The sequence below is a fragment of the Steroidobacter sp. genome (assembly GCF_036402275.1).
Classification (GTDB): Bacteria; Pseudomonadota; Gammaproteobacteria; order Steroidobacterales; family Steroidobacteraceae; genus Steroidobacter.
In genome coordinates this window covers 235,260-256,292 of sequence record NZ_DASWTF010000048.1, presented here as the reverse complement: position 1 = coordinate 256,292, position 21,033 = coordinate 235,260, and the positions used below count along the sequence as shown (strand labels likewise).

Annotated in this window: 21 protein-coding genes and 1 tRNA gene; 9 read left to right on the top strand and 13 right to left on the bottom strand. The window is 61.6% G+C overall.

What is annotated here, in order from left to right; translation table 11 throughout:
* Nucleotides 1-428 precede the first annotated feature (428 nt).
* On the top strand, nucleotides 429-845 hold the full coding sequence (locus VGD45_RS28305; RefSeq protein ID WP_331158750.1) for a PEP-CTERM sorting domain-containing protein: 417 nt from the start codon (nucleotides 429-431) through the stop codon (nucleotides 843-845).
* Here VGD45_RS28305 and VGD45_RS28300 read toward each other — a convergent pair.
* Entirely contained in the window at nucleotides 807-1,130 is a 324-nt protein-coding gene (locus VGD45_RS28300) for a sensor histidine kinase (RefSeq protein WP_331158749.1), read from the bottom strand. The two genes, VGD45_RS28305 and VGD45_RS28300, sit on opposite strands and share 39 nt — an antisense overlap.
* Nucleotides 1,131-1,642: 512 nt before the next feature.
* On the opposite strand from VGD45_RS28300, the gene VGD45_RS28295 reads away from it, so the two are divergent.
* Nucleotides 1,643-2,125, top strand: coding sequence for a Calx-beta domain-containing protein (locus VGD45_RS28295; RefSeq protein ID WP_331158748.1), 483 nt, complete (start codon nucleotides 1,643-1,645; stop codon nucleotides 2,123-2,125).
* Nucleotides 2,126-2,216: 91 nt separating this feature from the next.
* On the opposite strand, the gene VGD45_RS28290 is transcribed toward VGD45_RS28295, so the two are convergent.
* Both VGD45_RS28290 and VGD45_RS28285 read right to left on the bottom strand, forming a co-directional pair.
* Nucleotides 2,217-2,669, bottom strand: a complete 453-nt coding sequence (locus VGD45_RS28290) for a hypothetical protein (protein WP_331158747.1) — start codon at nucleotides 2,667-2,669, stop codon at nucleotides 2,217-2,219.
* Between the two features lie 291 nt (nucleotides 2,670-2,960).
* A complete protein-coding gene (locus tag VGD45_RS28285; RefSeq protein WP_331158746.1) occupies nucleotides 2,961-3,119 on the bottom strand; it encodes a hypothetical protein in 159 nt (52 codons plus the stop codon).
* Between VGD45_RS28285 and VGD45_RS28280 the strand changes: the two genes are divergently transcribed.
* Genes VGD45_RS28280 through VGD45_RS28270 form a run of 3 tightly spaced genes read left to right on the top strand, consistent with a single transcriptional unit; the run spans nucleotide 3,118 to nucleotide 4,650 of the window.
* Nucleotides 3,118-3,951 (top strand): alpha/beta hydrolase, encoded by an 834-nt coding sequence (locus VGD45_RS28280; protein WP_331158745.1) that lies wholly within the window; start codon nucleotides 3,118-3,120, stop codon nucleotides 3,949-3,951. The genes VGD45_RS28285 and VGD45_RS28280 overlap by 2 nt on opposite strands.
* Before the next feature lie 46 nt (nucleotides 3,952-3,997).
* The gene (locus tag VGD45_RS28275; RefSeq protein WP_331158744.1) at nucleotides 3,998-4,354 is read left to right on the top strand and encodes a hypothetical protein; all 357 of its coding nucleotides are present in this window, start codon (nucleotides 3,998-4,000) and stop codon (nucleotides 4,352-4,354) included.
* Complete coding sequence (locus tag VGD45_RS28270; RefSeq protein WP_331158743.1) at nucleotides 4,351-4,650, top strand: hypothetical protein; 300 nt, start codon at nucleotides 4,351-4,353, stop codon at nucleotides 4,648-4,650. The genes VGD45_RS28275 and VGD45_RS28270 overlap by 4 nt, the downstream gene beginning before the upstream one ends.
* 6 nt (nucleotides 4,651-4,656) lie before the next feature.
* Here VGD45_RS28270 and VGD45_RS28265 read toward each other — a convergent pair.
* Nucleotides 4,657-4,733, bottom strand: a tRNA-Arg gene (locus tag VGD45_RS28265).
* Between the two features lie 70 nt (nucleotides 4,734-4,803).
* A complete protein-coding gene (locus VGD45_RS28260; protein ID WP_331158742.1) occupies nucleotides 4,804-5,352 on the bottom strand; it encodes a hypothetical protein in 549 nt (182 codons plus the stop codon).
* Nucleotides 5,353-5,489: 137 nt separating this feature from the next.
* Here VGD45_RS28260 and VGD45_RS28255 point away from each other — a divergent pair, with 137 nt between their 5' ends.
* The gene (locus VGD45_RS28255; RefSeq protein WP_331158741.1) at nucleotides 5,490-7,316 is read left to right on the top strand and encodes a serine/threonine-protein kinase; all 1,827 of its coding nucleotides are present in this window, start codon (nucleotides 5,490-5,492) and stop codon (nucleotides 7,314-7,316) included.
* A 55-nt stretch (nucleotides 7,317-7,371) separates the two neighbouring features.
* Here VGD45_RS28255 and VGD45_RS28250 read toward each other — a convergent pair whose 3' ends face one another.
* From VGD45_RS28250 to VGD45_RS28220, 7 genes are all read right to left on the bottom strand, one after another.
* On the bottom strand, nucleotides 7,372-7,836 hold the full coding sequence (locus VGD45_RS28250; protein WP_331158740.1) for a hypothetical protein: 465 nt from the start codon (nucleotides 7,834-7,836) through the stop codon (nucleotides 7,372-7,374).
* A 151-nt stretch (nucleotides 7,837-7,987) separates the two neighbouring features.
* Nucleotides 7,988-9,229: a hypothetical protein gene (locus tag VGD45_RS28245; protein ID WP_331158739.1), complete on the bottom strand. Its 1,242-nt coding sequence runs from the start codon at nucleotides 9,227-9,229 to the stop codon at nucleotides 7,988-7,990.
* Nucleotides 9,226-12,390 (bottom strand): DEAD/DEAH box helicase, encoded by a 3,165-nt coding sequence (locus tag VGD45_RS28240; RefSeq protein WP_331158738.1) that lies wholly within the window; start codon nucleotides 12,388-12,390, stop codon nucleotides 9,226-9,228. Before VGD45_RS28240 ends, VGD45_RS28245 begins: the two co-directional genes overlap by 4 nt.
* Nucleotides 12,391-12,426: 36 nt before the next feature.
* Entirely contained in the window at nucleotides 12,427-13,149 is a 723-nt protein-coding gene (locus VGD45_RS28235; protein ID WP_331158737.1) for a YebC/PmpR family DNA-binding transcriptional regulator, read from the bottom strand.
* A gap of 88 nt (nucleotides 13,150-13,237) precedes the next feature.
* Entirely contained in the window at nucleotides 13,238-13,591 is a 354-nt protein-coding gene (locus tag VGD45_RS28230) for a DUF1840 domain-containing protein (RefSeq protein WP_331158736.1), read from the bottom strand.
* Nucleotides 13,592-13,601: 10 nt separating this feature from the next.
* A complete protein-coding gene (locus VGD45_RS28225; RefSeq protein WP_331158735.1) occupies nucleotides 13,602-13,757 on the bottom strand; it encodes a hypothetical protein in 156 nt (51 codons plus the stop codon).
* A 66-nt stretch (nucleotides 13,758-13,823) separates the two neighbouring features.
* Nucleotides 13,824-14,909, bottom strand: a complete 1,086-nt coding sequence (locus VGD45_RS28220; protein ID WP_331158734.1) for an HDOD domain-containing protein — start codon at nucleotides 14,907-14,909, stop codon at nucleotides 13,824-13,826.
* A gap of 165 nt (nucleotides 14,910-15,074) precedes the next feature.
* Between VGD45_RS28220 and VGD45_RS28215 the strand changes: the two genes are divergently transcribed.
* From VGD45_RS28215 to VGD45_RS28205, 3 genes are all read left to right on the top strand, one after another.
* Nucleotides 15,075-15,935, top strand: a complete 861-nt coding sequence (locus VGD45_RS28215; protein ID WP_331158733.1) for an MBL fold metallo-hydrolase — start codon at nucleotides 15,075-15,077, stop codon at nucleotides 15,933-15,935.
* Nucleotides 15,899-17,461: an ATP-binding cassette domain-containing protein gene (locus VGD45_RS28210; RefSeq protein WP_331158732.1), complete on the top strand. Its 1,563-nt coding sequence runs from the start codon at nucleotides 15,899-15,901 to the stop codon at nucleotides 17,459-17,461. Before VGD45_RS28215 ends, VGD45_RS28210 begins: the two co-directional genes overlap by 37 nt.
* Nucleotides 17,462-17,559: 98 nt before the next feature.
* The gene (locus VGD45_RS28205; RefSeq protein WP_331158731.1) at nucleotides 17,560-18,561 is read left to right on the top strand and encodes a serine hydrolase; all 1,002 of its coding nucleotides are present in this window, start codon (nucleotides 17,560-17,562) and stop codon (nucleotides 18,559-18,561) included.
* A 67-nt stretch (nucleotides 18,562-18,628) separates the two neighbouring features.
* On the opposite strand, the gene fusA is transcribed toward VGD45_RS28205, so the two are convergent.
* Entirely contained in the window at nucleotides 18,629-20,785 is a 2,157-nt protein-coding gene (gene fusA / locus VGD45_RS28200) for an elongation factor G (RefSeq protein WP_331158730.1), read from the bottom strand.
* Between the last annotated feature and the right edge of the window lie 248 nt (nucleotides 20,786-21,033).

Here is a 21,033-nt window from a genome sequence, read left to right as displayed (position 1 = left end):
CTTGTTGCATCGCACTATCGACTGACTGCAGTAGAAAGGGGCAGGAGTTACCTCTGCCCCTAATGCGCTTCAAACGAAGGATCGCAGCTCGCTACTTCCACCGCCCTACTGCGACGACGCCATGGTGAAGCGCAGCGCGCTCGCTTGAACTACGTAGTTTCTCCTATGAGATCGATTGCCGGTTTGCAGGTGCAGCGGAAGAGTGGCGTCCACTCTGATGCTGCGGCTGAAGATCTTAAAGAAATGTCAGGCGATCTTTGTTGAGAGAGCAACCAATGGCGATAAGTATGTATCAGTGGTGCTAGGTCGCCGAAGAAATTTACAAGGCGCTGTAGACTTTGGATCACTCGATGTGAAGAAACATATACATAGCCACGGGGCACAAGACTTGCCTGTTACATCTCATGTGCGCCATGGGAGCGGTAATCTTGAACGCCAGCCGAATTTATATCGCGGGAGCAATTCTCGCCGGTGCTTTCTTTCCTGGTTTGGTCGGCGCGGTGCCGCTGTTTTGCGAATCGCCGGTCGAGCACAAGCATAAGGACAACGTAATTTCATGCTCGGCCGAGGGGAATGTCGTCAGCTTTGAGATGCCAGGTGAACGCAAGGGGGCTGGTGTAATCAAGCTTGATAAAAACAACCGTTCCGACTTCTGGGTTGTCGACCTCCACAGATCCGTTGACGCCAGAAAGTTTGACAACGTTTTTGGTCTGAATGGCGGACCGTCAGTTATCCATTTGTCAGCCGCTGGCTCGCGCACATCGGTTCCGGAGCCGGGCACCCTCGCTTTGTTAGCGATCGGCATGTTAGGGGCAGGCTTTGCCCGGAGGCGCAGACAGAGTTAGCTGTTGCGCCAGTAGCCGGGTCAGGCGAGAGCCCATGCCTTCTCGTTGGGCGTTCGCGCAGCCGATGCCGTTATCAGCGACAGACAGCGTGAGTGTGCCTTCTTTCTGAAGCTTTACTTTGATCGCGCCAGCCCGCCCTTCGGAGAACGCGTGCTTCAGCGCGTTTGTTACGAGTTCGTTGATGATGATCCCGACCGGCGCCGCCTGCTCAATCCCTATCTCCTCAGCGAGATGTGCAAGATTAATGGAGATCGCGAATGGATCAATGATGGCCCGGCCGCGCAAGCCAAGTCTTGAGTGGTTCAAAGATCGGTTTACTGTCAATGCGGGCGATCGACAGATGACCTTGGGCTGGCTTGCAAGGAACCGCGCTGCTTCGTCATGAGTATCACACTCAGGAGGGAGCATTGATACCGCAACGGCCAACCGAATCCGTTCATTGTGATGCCCCGGAATTCGCGGGGCAACTCGCTGCGGATGAGACGACTGCTGATCTTCTAAACGAGAACACCACGGATTTGTCGCCGGCTGTCGAGAGCAAAGCGGTTGAGCCCCTCGACACTGCAGTCCTGCAGGAGGTCATAACGGAACCTACAGTAGATTCGGACAGTAGTCCCGTGAACGACACCGGTACGACTGACGTGCCTACGTCGAATGTTCCGCCGCTTGCTCCCATGCCAAAGCAGCGCGCGATGGGTTTCTTCCTCTTCGCAGCCTGCGCGCTCGTGGCCATTCTCGTTACCACGCAACGACCCACGGAATCACCAAGTCCCGTACACGTGGCGGCACTGCCTACCATGAACGCGAAGCTAGACTCCAAAGAAGCTGGAGCTATCTCCGCTGAGGTTCACCCCGCGCTCAAGCCTCCTGACGCTCAGCCTCCGTCAAGCTCAGATCCCAACCGCAAGAGTCCCGCAACAGATGCGCCTCTCGCCGCAGTCACCTTCGCGTCGCGTTCGATCGTTACCAGCGAGCAGTCCGTGGCGGCAGTATTCATCCTCAAGCGCACGCAACTCGTCAGAGGACGGGCTTCGGTGCAATGGTCTGCACGCAGTGGTCGCGCTGATTCGGGAATAGACTTCCACAAGGCGTCCGGCACCGCTCGATTTGCGGATGGTCAACGTCAAGTGGCCATTTACGTACCATTGCGCAACGATTTGCTCAAGGAAGAGGACGAGACGTTCAAAGTCTGTCTGCGCTCGCCTCAGCAAGCGCGCATCGGCGGCAAGTCTTGCGCCGAGGCGACTATTCTCGATGACGATGGTATCGGGCCGACATGAGAGTCGGCCGGCGCGCCTGTGACGGGCAGCAGATCGTGCTTAGTGGCTCACCTCAGATACGTGCATTTGCCTGGCCGCTTTCACCGCAAGATCATGTTCCACTCCGCTGTTCTTCTCTGGCCGGCAGTGGCTCGCCACAAAGCTGTCGTGCAGCCTCGATCACCTGCTGATCGAGCGCGTACGGTCCAGCTATTAGAAGCGATCGTTGGCGTTGAAGCCATTGTTGCTGCTCATCTGCATGGGCAGCGTCCGCGACCTCCTGCTGCCATACCACGATCACCGGTATGGCGTGAGTTCGAGGGTGTTGCCTCAGCCGAGCGACGATCGTCTCGGCCGGGATGATCGGGAGATCGCCGGCCAGCACAACGAGGCTCGGTGTTTGCGGCTCCTCCGCAAGCAACCCTCTATGGAAGAGGAAGCGTAGCGCTTGTTCACCATCCTTCACCCGCAGAATCGACGCTTCTGATTGATACCCCCGGATGCCTTGTGCGATCGCTGTCCAAACTGCATTGCTCGGTTCCGCGACGAGTACATTGAATTCCATGATCCATTTCTTGAGGGATGGGTCTCCAGTTACACGAAGCAGCCGCGAAAAAGGTTGCATCGCACCATGACGGAGTTTGGAAGAGGACGGCAGATTTCATGCCACCGAGTGCGGAACATCCGTTTCAGCGCAGGCGAAGATCGTGATCGCCAATGGGCCGATGAGCGACGACTGGCGTAGCGGTGAGGGTTGGGTGACGCGGGTCGTTAGATGCTGGCCGTCCTGATGGCGAGTTCGACGTGATCAACGTGTCGCGGTCGCGCTGCGGCGAGCGATATTCCACGGCTGTTGTTATGATTTCTCGTCATTCGCAGCGCGCCTGGGCTCGCTCGACCATGGCAAAACGAGATCGCCGGCAAGCAGCAGGAGATCAACAATGATTTCATCCAAGCGCTCCGGGCCTTGTACATCGATCACAATCACTGTCGCCGCGCTGACGATTTTGATCATGGCGGGAGCTCATTCGAACCATGCGGTCGCGCAGTCCGCCAGCCAACTAACATTTCCCGCCGATCTGCCTCGTGCGGATGAGAGTGGGCGCGTCCGGGTCAGCGATATCGATATGTGGTACGCCGTCTTCAACAAGGGTGGCGAGAATCCGGTGCTGCTCATTCACGGTGGGCTCGGGAGTGCAGACAACTGGGGCAACCAGCTTCCAGCGCTTATCAAGAGTCACAAGGTAATCGTCGCTGACAGCCGCGGTCATGGACGAAGCACGCGTTCTGAACGGCGGATCGGATATGCCATCATGACCGACGATTATGTGGCGCTGCTGGATCGACTCGAGATCGACAAGGTCGCACTGGTCGGTCTCAGCGATGGCGCCATCATCGGGCTCGACATGGCGATGCGATATCCCGAGCGCCTGAGCAAGCTCTGGGCGTTCGGCGCGAACTACAACGTTGCCGGATTGAGACCCGACGCGCCCGATGTGGACAACCATCCGTTGATCGGCCCCGCCCTCAGGAAGCTGCGCCAGGATTACGAGAAACTATCGCCAACTCCCACAGACTACGATTCGTTCTTCAAAGCGGTCAACGAGATGTGGGCCAAGGAGCCCGATTACCAGCCGGAACAACTTGCCAGGATCACCACGCCAACTGTCATCGCAGACGGGGAGCACGATGAATTCATCAAGCGTGCGCATACGGAAGAACTCGCGCGTTTGGTCCCGGGCGCCAAACTCGTGATCTTGCCGGATGTCGGTCATCTGGCTTCGTGGCAGAACCCGAGGTTATTCAACGAGGAGATGATGCGATTCCTCGGTGAAGGAGCGGACTGATTCGCCGTGGACGTGCTTCTCGGGCATCGGCAGACGGGGAGTTCCGATGAACAACCCGATGCGTTCGTTGTGGATCGCCGCTACATGTCTGTGCAGCGCGCTCGCGTCCGCCCAGCAGCAGGATTTCAGCAAGGTTCAGATCAAGATCACGAAAGTCTCGGGCAACGTCTACATCATAGAGGGTGCGGGCGGAAACATCGCCGCGTCGGTCGGTGAGGACGGCATAGTGATCGTAGACGAACCAATGATCCGAGAGACCATTCCTGTTATTTGGACGCGCTACAAGAGTTCTTTGATCTCTGGCGCGCGCATGAGTCTACCCCGCAACTCATCTACGTCATCGGTGAGGAGCATCATTGCTACGTTGGATCGATCGGATGCGATGGCGGAAGCGGCGCGATGACGAAACGCTATCAGTGGCAGTATGTCCGCTTGGCGATGTCGATATTTGGTCTGGGCGAAGAGGCGGGTCAAGTTGCCTATGCTGGGTTATTTGACACGCCAGATCTCGTCCATTCCTGGGAAATCTATGAAGCTGAGGCGTTCGTGCAGAGTGCTCTGGTTGACAAGGTCGGCCGAGACAACGTGCTCTTCCGGCCTATTGAGATCGCGGTCACCAGTTCCGTGGTCGTCAGCACGGGAGATGTACCGGCGTTTCTCCGTAGCACCGTTCAGCTAGCGCCCGAATTTGGTTCTTGATGGGATTGGCGCGGCCGGAGGGATTCGAACCCCCGACCACCTGGTTCGAAGCCAGGTACTCTATCCAACTGAGCTACGGCCGCGCGGGAGGAAGAGGGATTCTACCTGCAGCCTCCCGCGCCGTCATCAAAAGCCGGTGGACCCGCGAAAAGGTCACTCTTTGACGTGGCTATTCGCCGTGTAGCTCAAGCTGACCCGCCAGCCGCGGTCCTTGGAGGGTTCGGCGACGGAGGCGTGGGCTTCGGAGGTTTTGCCGTCCCAGAAGGCGACCATGGTGTCGACGGGCGAGAGCGTGGCGCCGGCGTCGCTCATTTTTTTGCGGTGGGCGGTCGAGGCGAAGTCGTAGGAGGGTTTGCCGCGCTCGCGGCTGACGCGCTTTTTGATCCGGGCGTAGAGCATGGTGGCGTCGGCTTCGTCCTTGGCTTCGAAGATATAACCGCTGCGGAACAGCTTGCCGCCGTCGCAGGCATAGACCGCCAGCGCGTCGCGATCCAGTTCGCGGACTCGGAACGCGAATTGGTAACCGGAGGGGAGTTTGCCTTCGTAGGCTTCGGCGCCGCTCTCGGCTTCCTGTTTCACGATCTGGTCGCAAGGAGCGCCAAAGTCGATCAGACGAAAGTCGGCCGCGAAGGCGGGGCCGGCAAGCAGGGTGGTGACCGCGAAGGGAAACAACAGGGATCTGGAAAGCACGGTAAAGCTCATCGACAGGAACGGACACCGCCAATGTACCGCATCGGGCGGCCCACCTGCGCATCGTAATGTGAGTTTCATCGCGCGCCGACCCGTCCTTAAGGCCGAGGTGCGCAACGATTGGGGTTGGCCGGGCATACAATCCGGCCATGAATAAAGAAGCGGCGCTGGCAAGCCTGGGTTTGCAGGGGAACGAGGACCACGCCACCGTGGCGCGCGTGTATGGCGAGCGGCTGGTCGTCGTGCAGGAGAAGCTCGCGTCGGCGCAGACGGATGCGGAACGCAACGCGCAAAGCGCCAGGCTCGCCGAGCTGAGCGAGGCATTCGAACTGGTTACCGGAAGCGGCCGCTATACGAATCCCAACGGCGCGACGGCGGTACGTTCGGGCACGACGTTGGCGCCTCCGTCTGCGGGCGATACGTCCGTTCGCATGGAACCCGGCGAAGTCATCGGCGGTCGTTTCGAGATCGGTCCGTTGCTCGGTCAAGGCGGGATGGGCAACGTGTATGCCGCGCGCGATCGCCTCAAGGACGAAGACGTGGCCATCAAAGTGCTGCGTCAGGACCTGCAGTTCAGCAGCGCGGCCAAGGATCGCTTCCTCGCGGAAGCCAAAGGTTCCTGCAGTCTCTCTCATCCGAACATCGTGCGCGTGCATGACGTGGGCATGAACGCCGGATGGTATTACCTGTCCATGGAGCGGTTGCGCGGTCAAACGTTGCGCCAGCGGATGGAGCAGTACCGGCAGAACAATCGTGTCTTCAGCATCGCCGAAGTCAGAGACATCGCGCGTCAGATGATCGAGGCGCTTCGTTACGCGCATCGTTACATCGTCCATCGCGACATCAAGCCGGAGAATATCTGGCTGGCCGAGGACGGCACGGTCAAGCTGATGGACTTCGGCATCGCGCGCGCCTTCAGCAATTCGCAGCTCACGCAGACGGGCATGGTGCTGGGCACGGCCTATTACATGTCGCCGGAGCAGCGCATCGGCTCGAAAGAAGTCGACTGGCGCACCGATCAATATGCGCTCGGCGTCGTGCTGTACGAACTGTTGGCGGGCATGCTGCCGATGGGCGCGGTGCAGCCGATCGATACGCTCCGGCGCGATCTGCCGAAGCGATATGCGGACGCGCTGATGCGTGCGATGGCGGTCTTGCCGGAGGATCGTTTCCAATCGCTCAACGAGATGCTGGCGGAGATCGAGGCGCCGCCGCCGAAAAAATTTCGCTATGGCAGCCTGGTGCTGATTGGCGCCGGGCTCGCGGCAGCGGCGGCAGGTGCATTCGTCGTGCTGAACAACCAGGCACGTGCGCCGAAACCAGCTGCCGTCGCCGCAGCTTCAGCCGCGGCGCCCGCGGCCAGCGGAACGGAGGCATCGGGGAGTGGTGGATCGGATGGTTCGACGCCGGTGGATCCGCCTCCGCCGGAACAAACACCGTCAGTGGCTGCCGTGTTGCCGGAACCGGAGCCGGAGCAGCCGACGCCGACGCCAGCGCCGGAGCAATCGGCCGCCGATGCGATCAGTGCGACTTCGTTGCCTGAATCGCCACCGCCACAGCGAGTGGCGCAAGCGACGACATCCGAGTCAGCGCCACCATTCGCCGCCGGCAGTGGTCCCGACGCTCGTCGCAAACAATGCATCGCTCAGTGCGAGCGAGACGATGGTGAGTGCCGCAGCCTAAGCCGCCGTGGCAAGCAGGAATGCATGAGAGCAGTTGCGTTTGGCGGCAACTCCGCCCGAATCACCACAACCAATCCCGCGGCAACCAGCTGCGCATACTACGGCCAATCGCGTTGTGACTACGCGATGAATCGCGAGGCGTGCGTGGCACGGATGACGTCGAGATACAAGGCCTGCGTCGAAGTGCTCGGCGGTTCAGTGGCCTCGCGTCGACAGGATTGCGACGAGACCGCGCGCGAGTCCGATCGACTGTGCCTGGACGAGTTGCGCGAATGTCGCGCCTCATGTGAGTAGCAGCGATGAAGCGCAGGGACATCGCCTGCGGCTTCATCGCTCGATTTCAGGCCGATCATTCGGTGGCCGTGCTCGTCCTCACCGGCTCGAGTTTCCGAATCATCTGCGTGCCGAGGATTTTGCGGATCTCCTCGCGATTCGCATCGGCTTCATCGGCCTGTTTCAGCGATCCGAACACCTTCTTGCTGATGGCGCTCATCTTGTCCGTGATGGTGTCGAACGTCGCCATGTTCGGATAGGTCTCCACGATGTACAGATCCGGATCGTCCGGCGACTGGGGCTGCGCGCCGTAGAATGCGTACTCGGTGACGATGCCCTGCTTCTTCGCCTCCTCCATGATTTGAGTGAACGGGCCGGAGAGATAACGGAAGTAGTCGTTGAACTTGCCCGGCTGCGTGCGCACCGAGGTAACGAGCACCACCACACCATCCTTGTACGGCAGCGTGTCCTGCGCGGTGGCAGCGACACAAGCGACAGCAAGTACCAAAGCCGTGGATAACTGCATGAGGATTCTGTTCATGGCGCTCCCCTTGATTGTTAGAAGACTGAAGAACAGACGATCGAGGACGCTCTGGCAGCTGGAATACTGCGATAGAGCGCGAGAGAGCATACGCCCTTCGTGCGAAAACGCAGCGCGGCATCGCCGCGCCCGATTTGCTGCGGTGTGATGTCTAGCCGACGACGCTTTTCAAATAACGAAACAACAGCGGATGGCCCGATTGCAACGCTTTGCGCTGGGCGAGCTCGTCATCTTTTTTCTGGGCGCGTCGTGCTTCGAGCCAGCGGTGCACGCAACGATAATGCTCTTCGCCACTTGTCTGCTCGCGGGCGAGATCCATACTCATTTGACGGGCGAGGCCCGGCTCGTGCAGCAGCATCCAGGCAGGGAAATCTTCGGGCAGGAGGGCGGCGTCGTCCGAGTCTGCGTCGGCCAACTCATCTTCGGAGGCAAGAAACTCCTGCCACGCCTTGCCAATGCCCGCGTCAGGTTGCTGAGGTTTGCTCAACGCTTCGGCCGCCGCCGAGGGCGCGTGCCAGCACAGAGCGAACCAACCGGTGAGCGATTCGATGCGACGATGTTGAAACGCGCCGCTCTGGGCAAGCTGCAAACAGAGCGCGGGTTGTCGCCACCACTCTTGTTCTTTCAGCACGCACGCGCTGACGCCGGCCCAGTCCTGCGCCTGGCTGAGCGCGAAGCTGCTGTGAAGCTGCGGCTCGTCGGGAGAGAACGGCTGATCGGCCAACGCATCCGCCAGCTGTCGCCAAAGCGGCGTCAGCAGCTCACGATACTGCGAGCCGAGCAGGCGCTTGGCAGTGGGCGCGGTGTCGAGCAGAAACTCCAGGTGCTGTCGCGCATCCTCTATCGGATGATCCAGCCGTGACAGCGTGGCAACCAATCGATCGTAGCCCGCCAGATCCGAGTGTGTCGGCGCGATCTCATATAGCCGATCGAGCTGTCGCTGCGCGTCGGCGACATTCGCGGCGGCGAGTGCTCGCGCGATGCCATTGGTCAGCGCCGCTACGGGATTGTCGAAGAACAAATCCATCTGCGGCGCTTGCTGGGCAGGAATGAACCGCCCGGCGATGAGTCGATGCAGCTCGCCCTGTGCGCTGATACGCAAAGGCTTGTTGCTCGCCGGCGCATCCGAATGCCACGGCGTGAATTCCTGCGGCTGCTCGACTAACCCGATGCTGCGCGCGTAATTCACGGATTGTTCGATCTGTGCCCGAATCTTCTCCGGGCTGCCCATCAGCACGCCGTCGAGGAATTCGATTTCCTGCCGCCGCCAGCTCTCGTAGTCGCTGTAGGCGAGTCGGCCGGTGGCCAGCAGTAGTTCCAATACGGTGAACGCGCCTTGTTCGAGCAGTTGGTCGTCCACCTGCTTCTGCAGCGTGCTATCGATTTTGATCATGGAGCAAACAACATATCCAGGTCGGCCGCGTTCAGTTGCAGCGGCGCGGCGTTCTTTTCGGTATAGAGCTGGGTGGCGAGAGCGTGCTTCTGTTCTTGCAGGCGCACGATGCGCTCTTCGACGGTGCCTTGCGCGATCAGCTTGTAAACGAACACAGGCTTGTGCTGGCCGATGCGGTGCGCGCGATCGGTGGCTTGCGCTTCGGCTGCAGGGTTCCACCAGGGATCGTAGTGAATGACGGTGTCGGCGGCAGTGAGATTCAACCCCGTGCCGCCCGCTTTCAAACTGATGAGGAACAGCGGCACCGTGCCGCTTTGGAACTTCTCCACCAGTGCCGTGCGGTCGCGCGTCTCGCCGGTGAGCAATAGATACGAAATGCCGAGCTGCTGGACCTGCTCCTCGATCAAGCTCAGCATCGACGTGAACTGCGAGAACAGCAGAATACGCCGACCTTCCTCGATCATTTCCGGCAGCGCGTTGCTGAGCCAGTCCATCTTGGCGGACGGAATCGCTTCTTCGCTTTCCTCTGCCGACGCGACCAGACGCGGATCGCAACAGGCCTGACGCAGCTTGAGCAAAGCATCGAGAACGGTGATCTGGCTCCGCGCCAGCCCGCGTTCCTCGATCGTCTCGCGAACACGGCGATGCGAGGCGAGACGCACGCCATCGTAGAAATCGCGCTGCTTCTCATCGAGCGCGATGGTCTCGATGATCTGCGTTTTCTCGGGCAGCTCCGGCGCGACGGCGTCTTTAGTACGCCGCAGGACGAACGGCGCGATGCGCCGGCTGAGCGACAGCGCGCGATCGCGGTCCTCGTTCTTTTCGATGGCGTTCCGATACTGGCGTTGGAAGTCCCGTTCGTCGCCGAGCATGCCAGGTTGCAGGAAATCGATGAGCGACCACAGCTCGCCCAGATGATTCTCCATCGGTGTGCCGGTGAGGCAGAGCCGATGATCGGCGCGCAGCGCCCGCGCGGCCTGAGAGACTTTCGCGCGAGGGTTCTTGATGACCTGCGCTTCGTCCATCACCACCAGATAGAACTCGTGCGCCGTCAGCACTTCGCCATCGAGCTGCAACAGCGGATACGCGGTGATGACGATGTCGGCGTCGCGAATCGACCCGAAGAGCTCTTTACGCCGCGAGCCGTGCAGAGTCAGTTGTTTCAAATGCGGCGCGAACTGCTGGATCTCGCGTTGCCAATTACCGATGACGCTCACGGGCGCGACGATGAGCGACGGCTTGGTCAGCCGGCCTCGTTCCTTCTCTATCGCGAGATGGGCGAGCGTCTGGACTGTTTTGCCCAAGCCCATGTCGTCGGCGAGGATGCCGCCCAGACGACAGCGCCGCAGGAATTGCAGCCAGCCCAAGCCTTCCTGTTGATACGGACGCAGCGTTGCATTGAACCGGGCGGGTGCTTGCAGCGGCTCGATAGCCGAAAAGTTACGGAGCTCGGCGACGGAGTCGAGTAACGCTGAGTTCGCCGAGCGCAAGACGGGCGCGTCGGGCTCCGCGGTCAGCTGCGCCAGCCGGGTCGCTTGAGAGGCGGGCAGCGACAGTCGTTGTTGCTTATCGAGCGCATCGTGATCGAACAACTCGACCAGCGTGTCGGCGATACGCCGGATGCGTTCGATGGGCACGGGCAGGTATCGACCGTCGGGCAACTGCACGAACAACTGGTCGCCGATTCGATGCACGCCAGCTTCGCCGTTACCGAGCGCGCCTTGCAGATAATCGACCAGCGCTGGCAGCAGGTTGATTTGCACGCCGTCGACGACCAGGCCCAGCTTCAGATCGAACCATTCGCGATCGCGGCCGGTGTCGGCATCGACATACCACTCGCCCGCCGACGCCAGCCGATAAGGAAAGGCATCGTCGATGACGACATCCCAGCCTTCGTCGCGCAGTTGCTGAACGCCTTCGTGCATGAAAGCCAGCCAGAAATCTCGTCCTTGCGAGTGGCCGGAGATCGCGGCGTTGAAGCGCTCCTGGATCCGGCGCTCGCCATTCCGGTCGCGTGGAATCTCGTAGAGCTTGTTCTCCTTCGCGATTCTCACGTGAGTCATGTCGTCACGGAGCGAGCGGCTGTAGACAGGCAGTCCGTTGTAAACGAAGTACAGCGTGGCGATGGGATCTTCGGCCAGAAACAGCTGCGGCGTCAGGCTGCGCCGCTTGTGAGGTTGTGGCGTCAGCGTGCGCAGCCTGGGCAGCGTGGGGCAGGCGCCCTCGATCTCCTCGTTCACTTCGACCGCGTGCTCCGGCGTGACCGGCGGCCCGTTCCAGAAGCGACGGAAGGTTTCGAGAGAGCAGGGCAGGGTCAGCCCGCCCACTTCCTTGCTGCCAGGATCGATATACGTCGCGACATCGAGATCGAAGAACGTGACGACGGCTTCGTCGCGTTTATCGTTGAGGAGGACTTCGCATTGCAGATATTGATCGCCGTTCTCGAGCTGTTGCCATGACAAACGCGCCTGACGCGGCTTGCCTGTCTTGAGCGATGCGCTGTCCAATGTTTGCCAGCGAGCACGGCCGGTGGCGATGACATCGTTCAGCGCGGCTATTCCGCTGTCATCGCGCAATATCCAGGGGCCGTCGGTTCTTTGTGCGAGCAGCGACTGGAGGATCTGCCGATCTTGTGAATCGACATATCGAGGGAAATCGTTACCGCCGTTACTGCGGGGTACGAACACACTGGAGCTGCCGCGTGCGAGTCGAGTCGATCCCGGCGGCGCCTGGCCCACCCATGTCGATAACTGCAACTCGCCCGCTGAAGTGGCTTGCAGGAGATAGTAGAGGCGTTGCTGAAGCTGTGGGCCCGTCGAAGCGGATGTCGCACGTTGCAGCGAGGACGCAGGTCGCTGAGGCGTCGCGAGGCTCGGCGCATTGGTCGCCGCCGCGATGGCTACAGCAGCGACATGCACGCACGGGCTTGCCTTGCCACAGCTGCATTCAGCCTCGGCAATCTGTCGGTCGTTGGTCGCCGCGTGGCGGATGTAAACGCGATGCCGCTGCGGACCTTCGGTGACCTGGCCGGTGACGACCAGGCCCGATTGCACAACGCGCAGCTCGCTGACAGCGCCGCCGCTCGCCAACTGCTGCGCGGCCCGGAACAGGTCATCGCCAAATGCGGCCTGCAGCCGGTTCAAAGACACGTCGTCACTCACGAGAGTCGCGGCGAGAAAGCCCGATCCCGAGCTTCATCAGGCCAGCGTGTGATAGACCTTTTGGACGTCATCGTCCTGCTCGAGCTTGTCGATCATCTCCAGTACTTCCGTGGCCTGCGCTTCGGGCAGCTCGGTCGGGGTCATGCAGATATATTCGTGCTCGGCGGACAGCGGCGAGATGCCGCGATCTTCCAGCGCCTTCTGCATCTGGCCGAACTCCGGGAAGTTGCAACGGGCCACGATCTGCGGCTCGCCCTTCTCGCCCGTGCTCTCGCCCATCTCCTCCAGGCCGTGATCGATCAGGAACAGCTCCAGGTCGTCCTGATCGATGCCTTCCGGGTTCAACCGGAACACGCCCATCTTCTTGAACTGGAAGCTGACGCTGTTCGAGGTGCCGAGATTGCCGTTGTGCTTGGTGAAGATGCTGCGCACGTTGGCGACCGTCCGCGTCGGATTGTCGGTGGCCGTTTCGACCAGCACGGCCACACCGTGCGGCGCGTAGCCTTCGTACAGGATTTCGGTGAAGTTGGTCGCGTCCTTGCCCGAGGCGCGCTTGATCGCGGCTTCGACCTTGTCCTTGGGCATGTTCACGGCGCGTGAGTTCTGGATCACGCGGCGCAGGGCGGGGTTGGAGTTCGGGTCAGGGCCGCCGGCCTTCACGGCGATGGTGATGTCCTTACCGATGCGGGCGAACTGCTTCGCCATGCGGTTCCACCGCGCGAACATCGCATGCTTTCTGACTTCGAAAATGCGGCCCATGAATGGCTCCCATGAACTGATCGCACAGTTTACCACCCCGGTCGAGGGCCGAGGTCAGCGATGGGGGCGGGGGCCGGAAGAATCCGCGCTACTTACCCTTGGCTTCCCAAGTGATTTCGGCGTTGGCGGCCGCGGCGCGCTTGAGGATGCTCAGCAACGGCACGGCCCGGGTCGCCAGGTCCACCGGCGGCTCGCGATCCTCGTCGTCTTCGTCCTCGTTCTTGGAGTCTTCGTTGTCGGCCGGGCGGGCCGGGGTCACGTGCGTGCCGGCCTTGATCTGTTCGGTGGCGTGCTCCAGCTGGCGCAGGGCCAGGCCGACATCCTCGGGCCCGAGCCCTCCGGGAATCCGCCCGGTCGCGCCCATGAGCTTGAGCAGCTGAACCGCGACGTCGTGGAACATCGTGATGGATTCGGTCGCGGTCGAGCGGAAGGTGACGAGCATGCAATTTATCTCAGGTGCAGCCGCGGATCAGAAACAGGACCAACAGCACCGGGATCGGGACACCCAGCAGCCAAAGCAGGATCCAACCCACTTTACCCTGCTCGCGCCCGTAATTCAGCAGACGATGCAGGCCCGGCGGCGGGCGCTCAGGTTTATTCGACGGCATGACGGCGTTTCTCATTCACTACGGTTATGCAGTGAACGGCTGCCGTCGCGAGACGGTTCCGGGGGCTTATTCCTCGGCGGCGGCCCGTGCGGCCTGCCAGATTTTCTGAGCGGTCTCGCGGTTCAGGCCTTGTTCCATGAGCAGCGCCAGCGCGCCGTCTTCGGAATAGCCGCCACGCTTGGTCAGCAGGGCCAGCGCGCCGCACAGCTCGCCGAAATAAATCGCCTGACCGAGCGGGCTCATGGTGGCTGGCGCGACCTTGTCCGTCTGTTCCTGCAGGGCGCGAATGGAGGGATCGGACAGCTCCCAGGTCGAGGCGATGAAACCGGCGACGTTCGGTCCCTGCAGTTGCATGGCTCGAATGAAGACTTCGGCGCGCGGCTGCAGGTCCTGGTGTTCGCGATATGTTTCCATCGTCAGTCGAAACAGCACGATGCGCGCCAGTGGGCCGAGCAGACCGATCAGCTGCGCGATGAATGGATCGGCATTGCCGATCGAACGTGCGCAAGCTTCTGAAGCTGCGGCCGTGCGTTGCGCATGTTCCCAAGTGACCGTGGCGAAGTTGTCGAAATAACCTTTGGGCTGACGGAACACCGGCTGCAGGATGGCGGTGGCCAGCAGGCTGCGCAGCCCATCGGTGCCGAGAATGACGACCGCGCGATCGAGCGTGTCCACCGGCTCGGGCGAATATCGATACGCTGCGCTGTTGGCTCGTTGCAAGGCGCTGCCGGCCAGCGCCGGATCTTCGAGCAGGAGCTTGACCAGTTCCCGGCGGGTGCTGTCGTCGTCGTTAAGAACCTGCATGAGCTTCGGCAGCAGCATCGGCCGACGCGGAAAATATTCACGTTGATGTACTGCCGCGGCCGCGTTGTCATTGACCTTCGCCAGGATGGCCGCGTGCTGGCCCGAGATGTCGTAATCGAACGCGGGCACGCCGAACGCGAGCTTGTAGCACTCGGCGAATGCGCTGGCGGTCGCTTCGGTTTCGAAGGGCGGTCCCTCGGCGGAGCCCGAACGCGGGACGGCGCGAGTTTCATCCCGAGGAGGATCTGCCATGGAGGTGCGGCTCGACGACGTCGCCGAGTTACGCATTCCCAGCATGAAGACCGCCAGGCCGACCAGGGCTGCAATCAGAATAATTGTTAGGGTCACGCTCGCCGTCGCTCCGATTATGGAAGCTCCGTTGCGGCGGGATGATACCTAAGCAACGGCTCGGACTGGACGGTCATGCACCGCATTTTTGCCATATCGGTCGGTCCACGGGCCCTGTCGTTTGTGAGCAGCGTCGCAGTGGACGGTGGTGTTAATCTTGCACTCATGCCTCTCACCTCCGGTCAATACGACGAGATCGCGCCCGGCGTGCGCCGCCTGGTGGCGCGTAATCCCGGCTTTATGACCGGGCCGGGCACGAACACGTACCTGGTGGGTAACGGCCCGTACGTGGTTATCGATCCGGGCCCGGAGGACGCCGTGCATGTCGAGCGTATCCTCGAAAAAACCGGCGGCCGCATCGATGCGGTGCTCGCGACTCACACCCATCCGGATCATTCGCCGGCCGCGGGCGCGCTTGCCCAGGCAACAGGCGCCAAGGTGATGGGGAAGCCCGCGCCCGTGCATGGCCGCCAGGATGCCGAATTCGCGCCGAGCAATGTTTTGAACGATGGCGATCGGGTGACAGTCGGCGAGCACGTGCTGCGTGCCTTGCACACGCCGGGGCATGCTTCGAATCATCTTTGTTACCTGCTCGAAGGCACCGGGTTGCTGTTTACCGGGGACCATCTGATGCAGGGCTCCACGGTGGTCATCAGTCCGCCGGACGGCAGCATGGGTGACTATCTGCGCTCGCTGGCGCGCCTGCAGAAGGAATCCGTGAGTCGCATCGCGCCGGGTCACGGCCTCACCATTGAGGATGCGCAGGCCGAGATCGTTCGCATCGTCGCGCACCGCCTGCAACGCGAGGCCAAGGTGGTCGAGCGGCTCGAACGCGCCGGCACTGTGAACATCGATACTCTGGTCGTCAGCGTCTATGACGATGTCGATCCTCGCTTGCATCCAGTGGCGAAAGGCTCGCTGCTGGCCCACCTGCTCAAACTGGAACAAGACGGCCGGGTCGTGCGCGACTCGCCCGACGCCAACGCCCTGTGGTCGCTGCAAAATCTCTCAAATCCGCCCCGCTGATCGAGCTTGCCGATTGTTCGCTGATCTTCGACGAGCACACCGCGCTCGACGAAGTCAGCTTCACCTTGCGGCGAGGCGAGCGCTGGGCGCTGATCGGGGCCAACGGCTCCGGCAAAACCATGCTGCTCAAGCTGCTCCGCGGCGATATGTGGCCCACGCCCACGGGCCGGCAGCGCCGCGAGTCGTCGCTCGCGAAGGAACAAATCGCGTACGTGGGGCCGGAGCGGCAGGACAAATACGTTCGCTACGGTTGGAATCTTACCGTCACGCAAGTGGTGACGACGGGGCTGTTCGATGAGGACATTCCGCTGAGCAAGCCTACACACGCTCAGCGCGAGCGCGTCACGCGCGTGCTGCGGAGATTCGGGCTGTGGGGGTTGAGACAGCGGCGCATTCTTACCCTTTCTTACGGCCAGCGACGGTTGGCCTTGGTCGCGCGTTTGTTTGCTGGGAACGCGGCGGTGCTGTTGCTGGATGAAGTGTTCAACGGTCTCGACGTGCGCGCCAAAGAGAAGCTGCGCAAAGCTTTGGAGCAGCCGCGCGGCGGGCACGATTGGGTTTTGACCTCCCATCGACCCAAAGAACTGCCGAAGAACGTCACGCACGTCGCTCATATCGAGCATGGCCGAATCGTGTCCGCCGGGCCCGTCGGTCACGAGCGTGCCGTTGCTCGGCATGAAGCCGCGGGTGACATCGCGTCCGGCTCAAGTAACGCGACCGGCGCCAGCCGCAATGTTTCTTCCGTGTCCACGCGAGCTGGGAAGAAGTTCTCACTGCGGCCGAGGCAACCCGCCGACGCGAAGACGCGCAACGTGAAGTCGGTCGCGAGCAATTCGACGCCGCTGTTCGTCATTCGCAACGCGGACATTTATCGCGACTACCGGCCAGTCATTCGCGGTCTCGATTGGACGCTGGCGCGAGGCGAAAACTGGGCCATCCTCGGGGCCAACGGCTCGGGCAAGAGCTCGTTGCTCAATCTCATCTACGGCGATCTGCATCCCGCACTCGGCGGCAGCATCGAGCGCGAAGGTGTTCCGAAAGGGACGCATATCGAAGCCTGGAAACATCGCGTCGGCTGGGTCTCGCCGGAGCTGCAAGCGGATCACTACCTGGCGAAATCGATCGAGGAGATCGTCATCTCCGGTCGTTACGCCAGCGTCGGCCTGAACGACGCGCCGAGCAGCGCCGACGTGAAGGCTGCCGACCGCTGGCTACAGTTCTTCAACATCGAACGCCTGCGCGCCCGCGGCCCGCGACAAGTTTCATATGGCCAGATGCGCCTCGCTTTGTTTGCCCGCGCCATGATGAACGAGCCCGAGTTGCTGCTGCTCGACGAGCCCTGCACCGGCCTCGATGGTGACGTGCGCGCAACCGTGCTCGGCTTCATCGAGCAGCTGGCGGAGCAAGGCACACAGATCGTCATGGCCGTGCACGATCCCGAAGACATCGTACCTGCCGTGAAGCATGTGTTGCGCATCGGCCGCGGCGGCAAAGTGGAGCAAGTCGACATCGACTTCAGCTGGTAACGAGCCGCAGTTCGCGGTGGACGAACTCGGCTGCTCGTTAGACACTGGCTCCCATGAGATCCATCCGCCGCCTCGCCCTCGACGTAGCATTCGTTGCGATGCTGATAACTTTCGGCGTGCGTGCGAGCGCGGAGTCGTTGCTGCCGGCGCAACAGCTCGCTGCCGAGATTAAAGCCGGACAGCATGCGGGCATCGAGTCATTCGTATTGCAGGTCGACAACACGGTCGTCGGTCGCGCTGTTGAGCCGCGTTCGGAAAGGTGGCCGCCGGATCTGCGTTCGGCGACGAAATCTGTCACCGCTCTGCTGATCGGTATCGCCATAGATCGAGGTGCGATTCCGTCGGTGCAAGCGAAAGTCATGGACCTGCTGCCGACGCGTCGTACGGTCTTCGAGAAGGATCCGCGTAAGGCGGCGATGACGCTCGAGGATCTGCTCACCATGCGCAGCGGTCTCGATTGCAACGATTGGGATCCGAAGTCGCCGGGGCAGGAGGACAAGATGTACCGGCAGGGCGACTGGGTCGCCTTCTGGAGCGAGCAGAAGATGCGCGCCGACCCGGGGAAGGAATTTTCCTATTGCACCGGTAACGTGGTGGCGCTGGGTGAGATTCTGTCGGCGGCGGTGAGCATGTCAGCCGACGCGTTCGCGCTGAAATATTTGTTCATTCCGATCGAGGTGCGGCGCGCCGAGTGGCGGTACTACGATGGCAAGCGCGGCGTCGACACGGGCGGCCACTTGCGATTGGAGCCGGACGATTTGTTGAAGATCGGCGAGCTGGTGCTGAAGCGAGGTACATACAAAGGCACGCGCATCGTGTCCGAAACATGGATCGATGCGATGACGCAGGAGCGCACCGGTATTCCCGGCATGAATCAACGCTATGGATATCTGTGGTGGCTGGATCACACCAAGGATCCGAATCTCCCGCAGACCAAGCTGTGGTGGGCGCAAGGCAACGGCGGCTCGTTTCTGATGGTCATGCCGCAGCTCGACGCGGTCATGGTCACCACAGGCACGCGGTTCAACCGGCAAGACATGCTCGAGCCGATGTTCTGGCTGCGCGATCGTCTGCTGCCGGCGATGAAAGCCGCTCCCTGAATCGCGCAAATAAAAAGGGCGGTGTCCGAAGACACCGCCCTTTGCTCATCCCGAGCTTGCGAGCGACTTAGCCCTTCGGCGCAGCCTTCGCCTTGGCCGCTTCCTCGATCACCACGTCGGCGACGTTCTTCGGCACTGGGTCGTAGTGCGAGAATTCCATCGTGTACGAGGCGCGACCCGAGGTCATGCCACGCAGGTGACCGATGTAGCCGAACATTTCCGACAGCGGCACGGTGGCCACGACGGCGATGTTGGTGCCACGCTCCAGCTGCTCCTGGATCATGCCGCGGCGGCGGTTGATGTCGCCGATCACGTCGCCCAGGTAGTCGGCCGGGGTCACCGTCTCGACCTTCATCACCGGCTCGAGCAGGATCGGGCCGGCCTTGCGGATGGCTTCGCGGAAGCAGGCCTTCGCCGCGATTTCGAACGTCAGCGCGTTCGAGTCCACGTCGTGGTAGCTGCCGTCCGTGAGGCGGGCCCTGAAGTCCACGGTCGGGTAGCCGGCGAGCACGCCGTCTTCCATCTGCATGCGCAGACCTTTTTCCACCGACGGCACGTATTCACGCGGCACCGAGCCGCCGACGGTTTCGTCGACGAACTCGAAGCCCTTGCCGCGCTCGAGCGGCTCGAACGTGATCCACACTTCGGCGAACTGACCGGAACCGCCGGTCTGTTTCTTGTGGACGTACTGCTCGGCAATGGTCTTCGTGAAGGCTTCGCGGTACGCCACCTGCGGCTGACCCATGATGCCTTCGACGTTGAACTCCGTACGCATACGGTCGAGCGTCACTTCGAGGTGCAACTCGCCCATGCCGCGCAGAATGGTCTGGCCCGTTTCGCGGTCGGTTTCGAGACGCAGCGAAGGATCGGCGCGGACCATCTTGCCCAGGGCCGTGCCGAACTTCTCCTGCTCGGCCTTGTTCTTCGGCTTCACCGACACGCTGATGACGGGGTCCGGGAAGCGCATGCGCTCCAGGATCACCGGGCTCTCGGAGGCGCACAGGGTGTCGCCGGTTTCGGTTTCGGCCAGCGAGACCAGCGCGATGATGTCACCCGCGCGGGCTTCTTCGATCGGGTTCGCTTCCTTGGCGAACATTTCCACCATGCGGCCGATCTTCTCGCGCTTGCCGCGAGTCGAGTTCATCACCGACATGCCCTTGGTCAGCACGCCCGAGTACACGCGCACGAAGGTGAGCGCGCCGTACGCGTCGTTGATCACCTTGAACGCGAGGCCGGCGAACGGCTCGTCGTCCGAGCTCTTGCGCTCGCCGTTCGGGTTACCGTCCTGGTCCACGGTCTTGATGGCTTCGACGTCGGTCGGGGCCGGCAGATAGTCGACGACCGCGTCGAGCATCTGGGTCACGCCCTTGTTCTTGTACGAAGAGCCGCACAGCACCGGATTGAACACGGCAGTGATCGTGCCCTTGCGGAGGCACTTGCGCAGCACGTCGGCAGACGGCTCGACGCCTTCTTCCAGGTACTTTTCCATCGCCGCATCGTCCTGCTCCAGGCAGGTGTCGACCAGGTCGGAACGGAATTGGGCGATGTCGGCGAGGATCTTGCGATCGCTCGGCACGCTGATGTTCAGCTTGTCGGCCAGATCCGGGGTGATCTCGTACACCTTCGGCTCGGCGTCGCGATCGTCCGAATCCCACACCAGCGCCTTCATCTCGACCAGGTCGACCATGCCCTTGAAGTTGTCTTCCGAGCCGATCGGCAGCTGCACCGGCAGCGGACGCGCGCCGAGGCGCTTCTTGATCATGTCCACGCAGCGCAGGAAGTTCGCGCCGCTGCGGTCCATCTTGTTGACGTAGCAAATACGCGGCACGCCGTAGTTGTCGGCGAGACGCCAGTTCGTTTCAGACTGCGGCTCCACGCCGGCGACGCCGTCGAACACGACGACCGCGCCGTCGAGCACGCGCAGCGAGCGGTTCACTTCGATGGTGAAGTCGACGTGACCCGGAGTGTCGATGACGTTGATCTTCTTCTTGCGCCAGAAGGTCGACACCGCGGCCGACTGAATGGTGATGCCGCGCTTCTGTTCCTGCTCGAGGTAGTCCGTGGTGGTGGACGACTTCAAGTCCTTGGTGTCGTGAACGTCGACGATGGTGTGCTTGCGGCCCGTGTAATACAGGATGCGTTCGGTGGTCGTGGTCTTACCGGCGTCGACGTGGGCGATGATGCCGATGTTTCGAATATCGGCAAGGGCTGTAGTACGGGGCATGTCTGATTTCCGTTACAAGGTCAGTGCGCAGCTAGGTTGTGGGTCATTTGGGCGGGCGCGGATTCTATCGGAAAACCGCGCAAATGCAGTTACCCAGGCCGCTCCCGACCGGGGCGCCCAGGCGAAGGGCGCGCATTCTACCCGAAACTTCGGCCGAAGTCTTTGTAAGGAAAGAAATTTTTCCGGCGGTTGCCGGGAATTTCCGGGTGTCCGGCTGAGGGCGGGCCGTAGGCAACCGCCTCATTGAG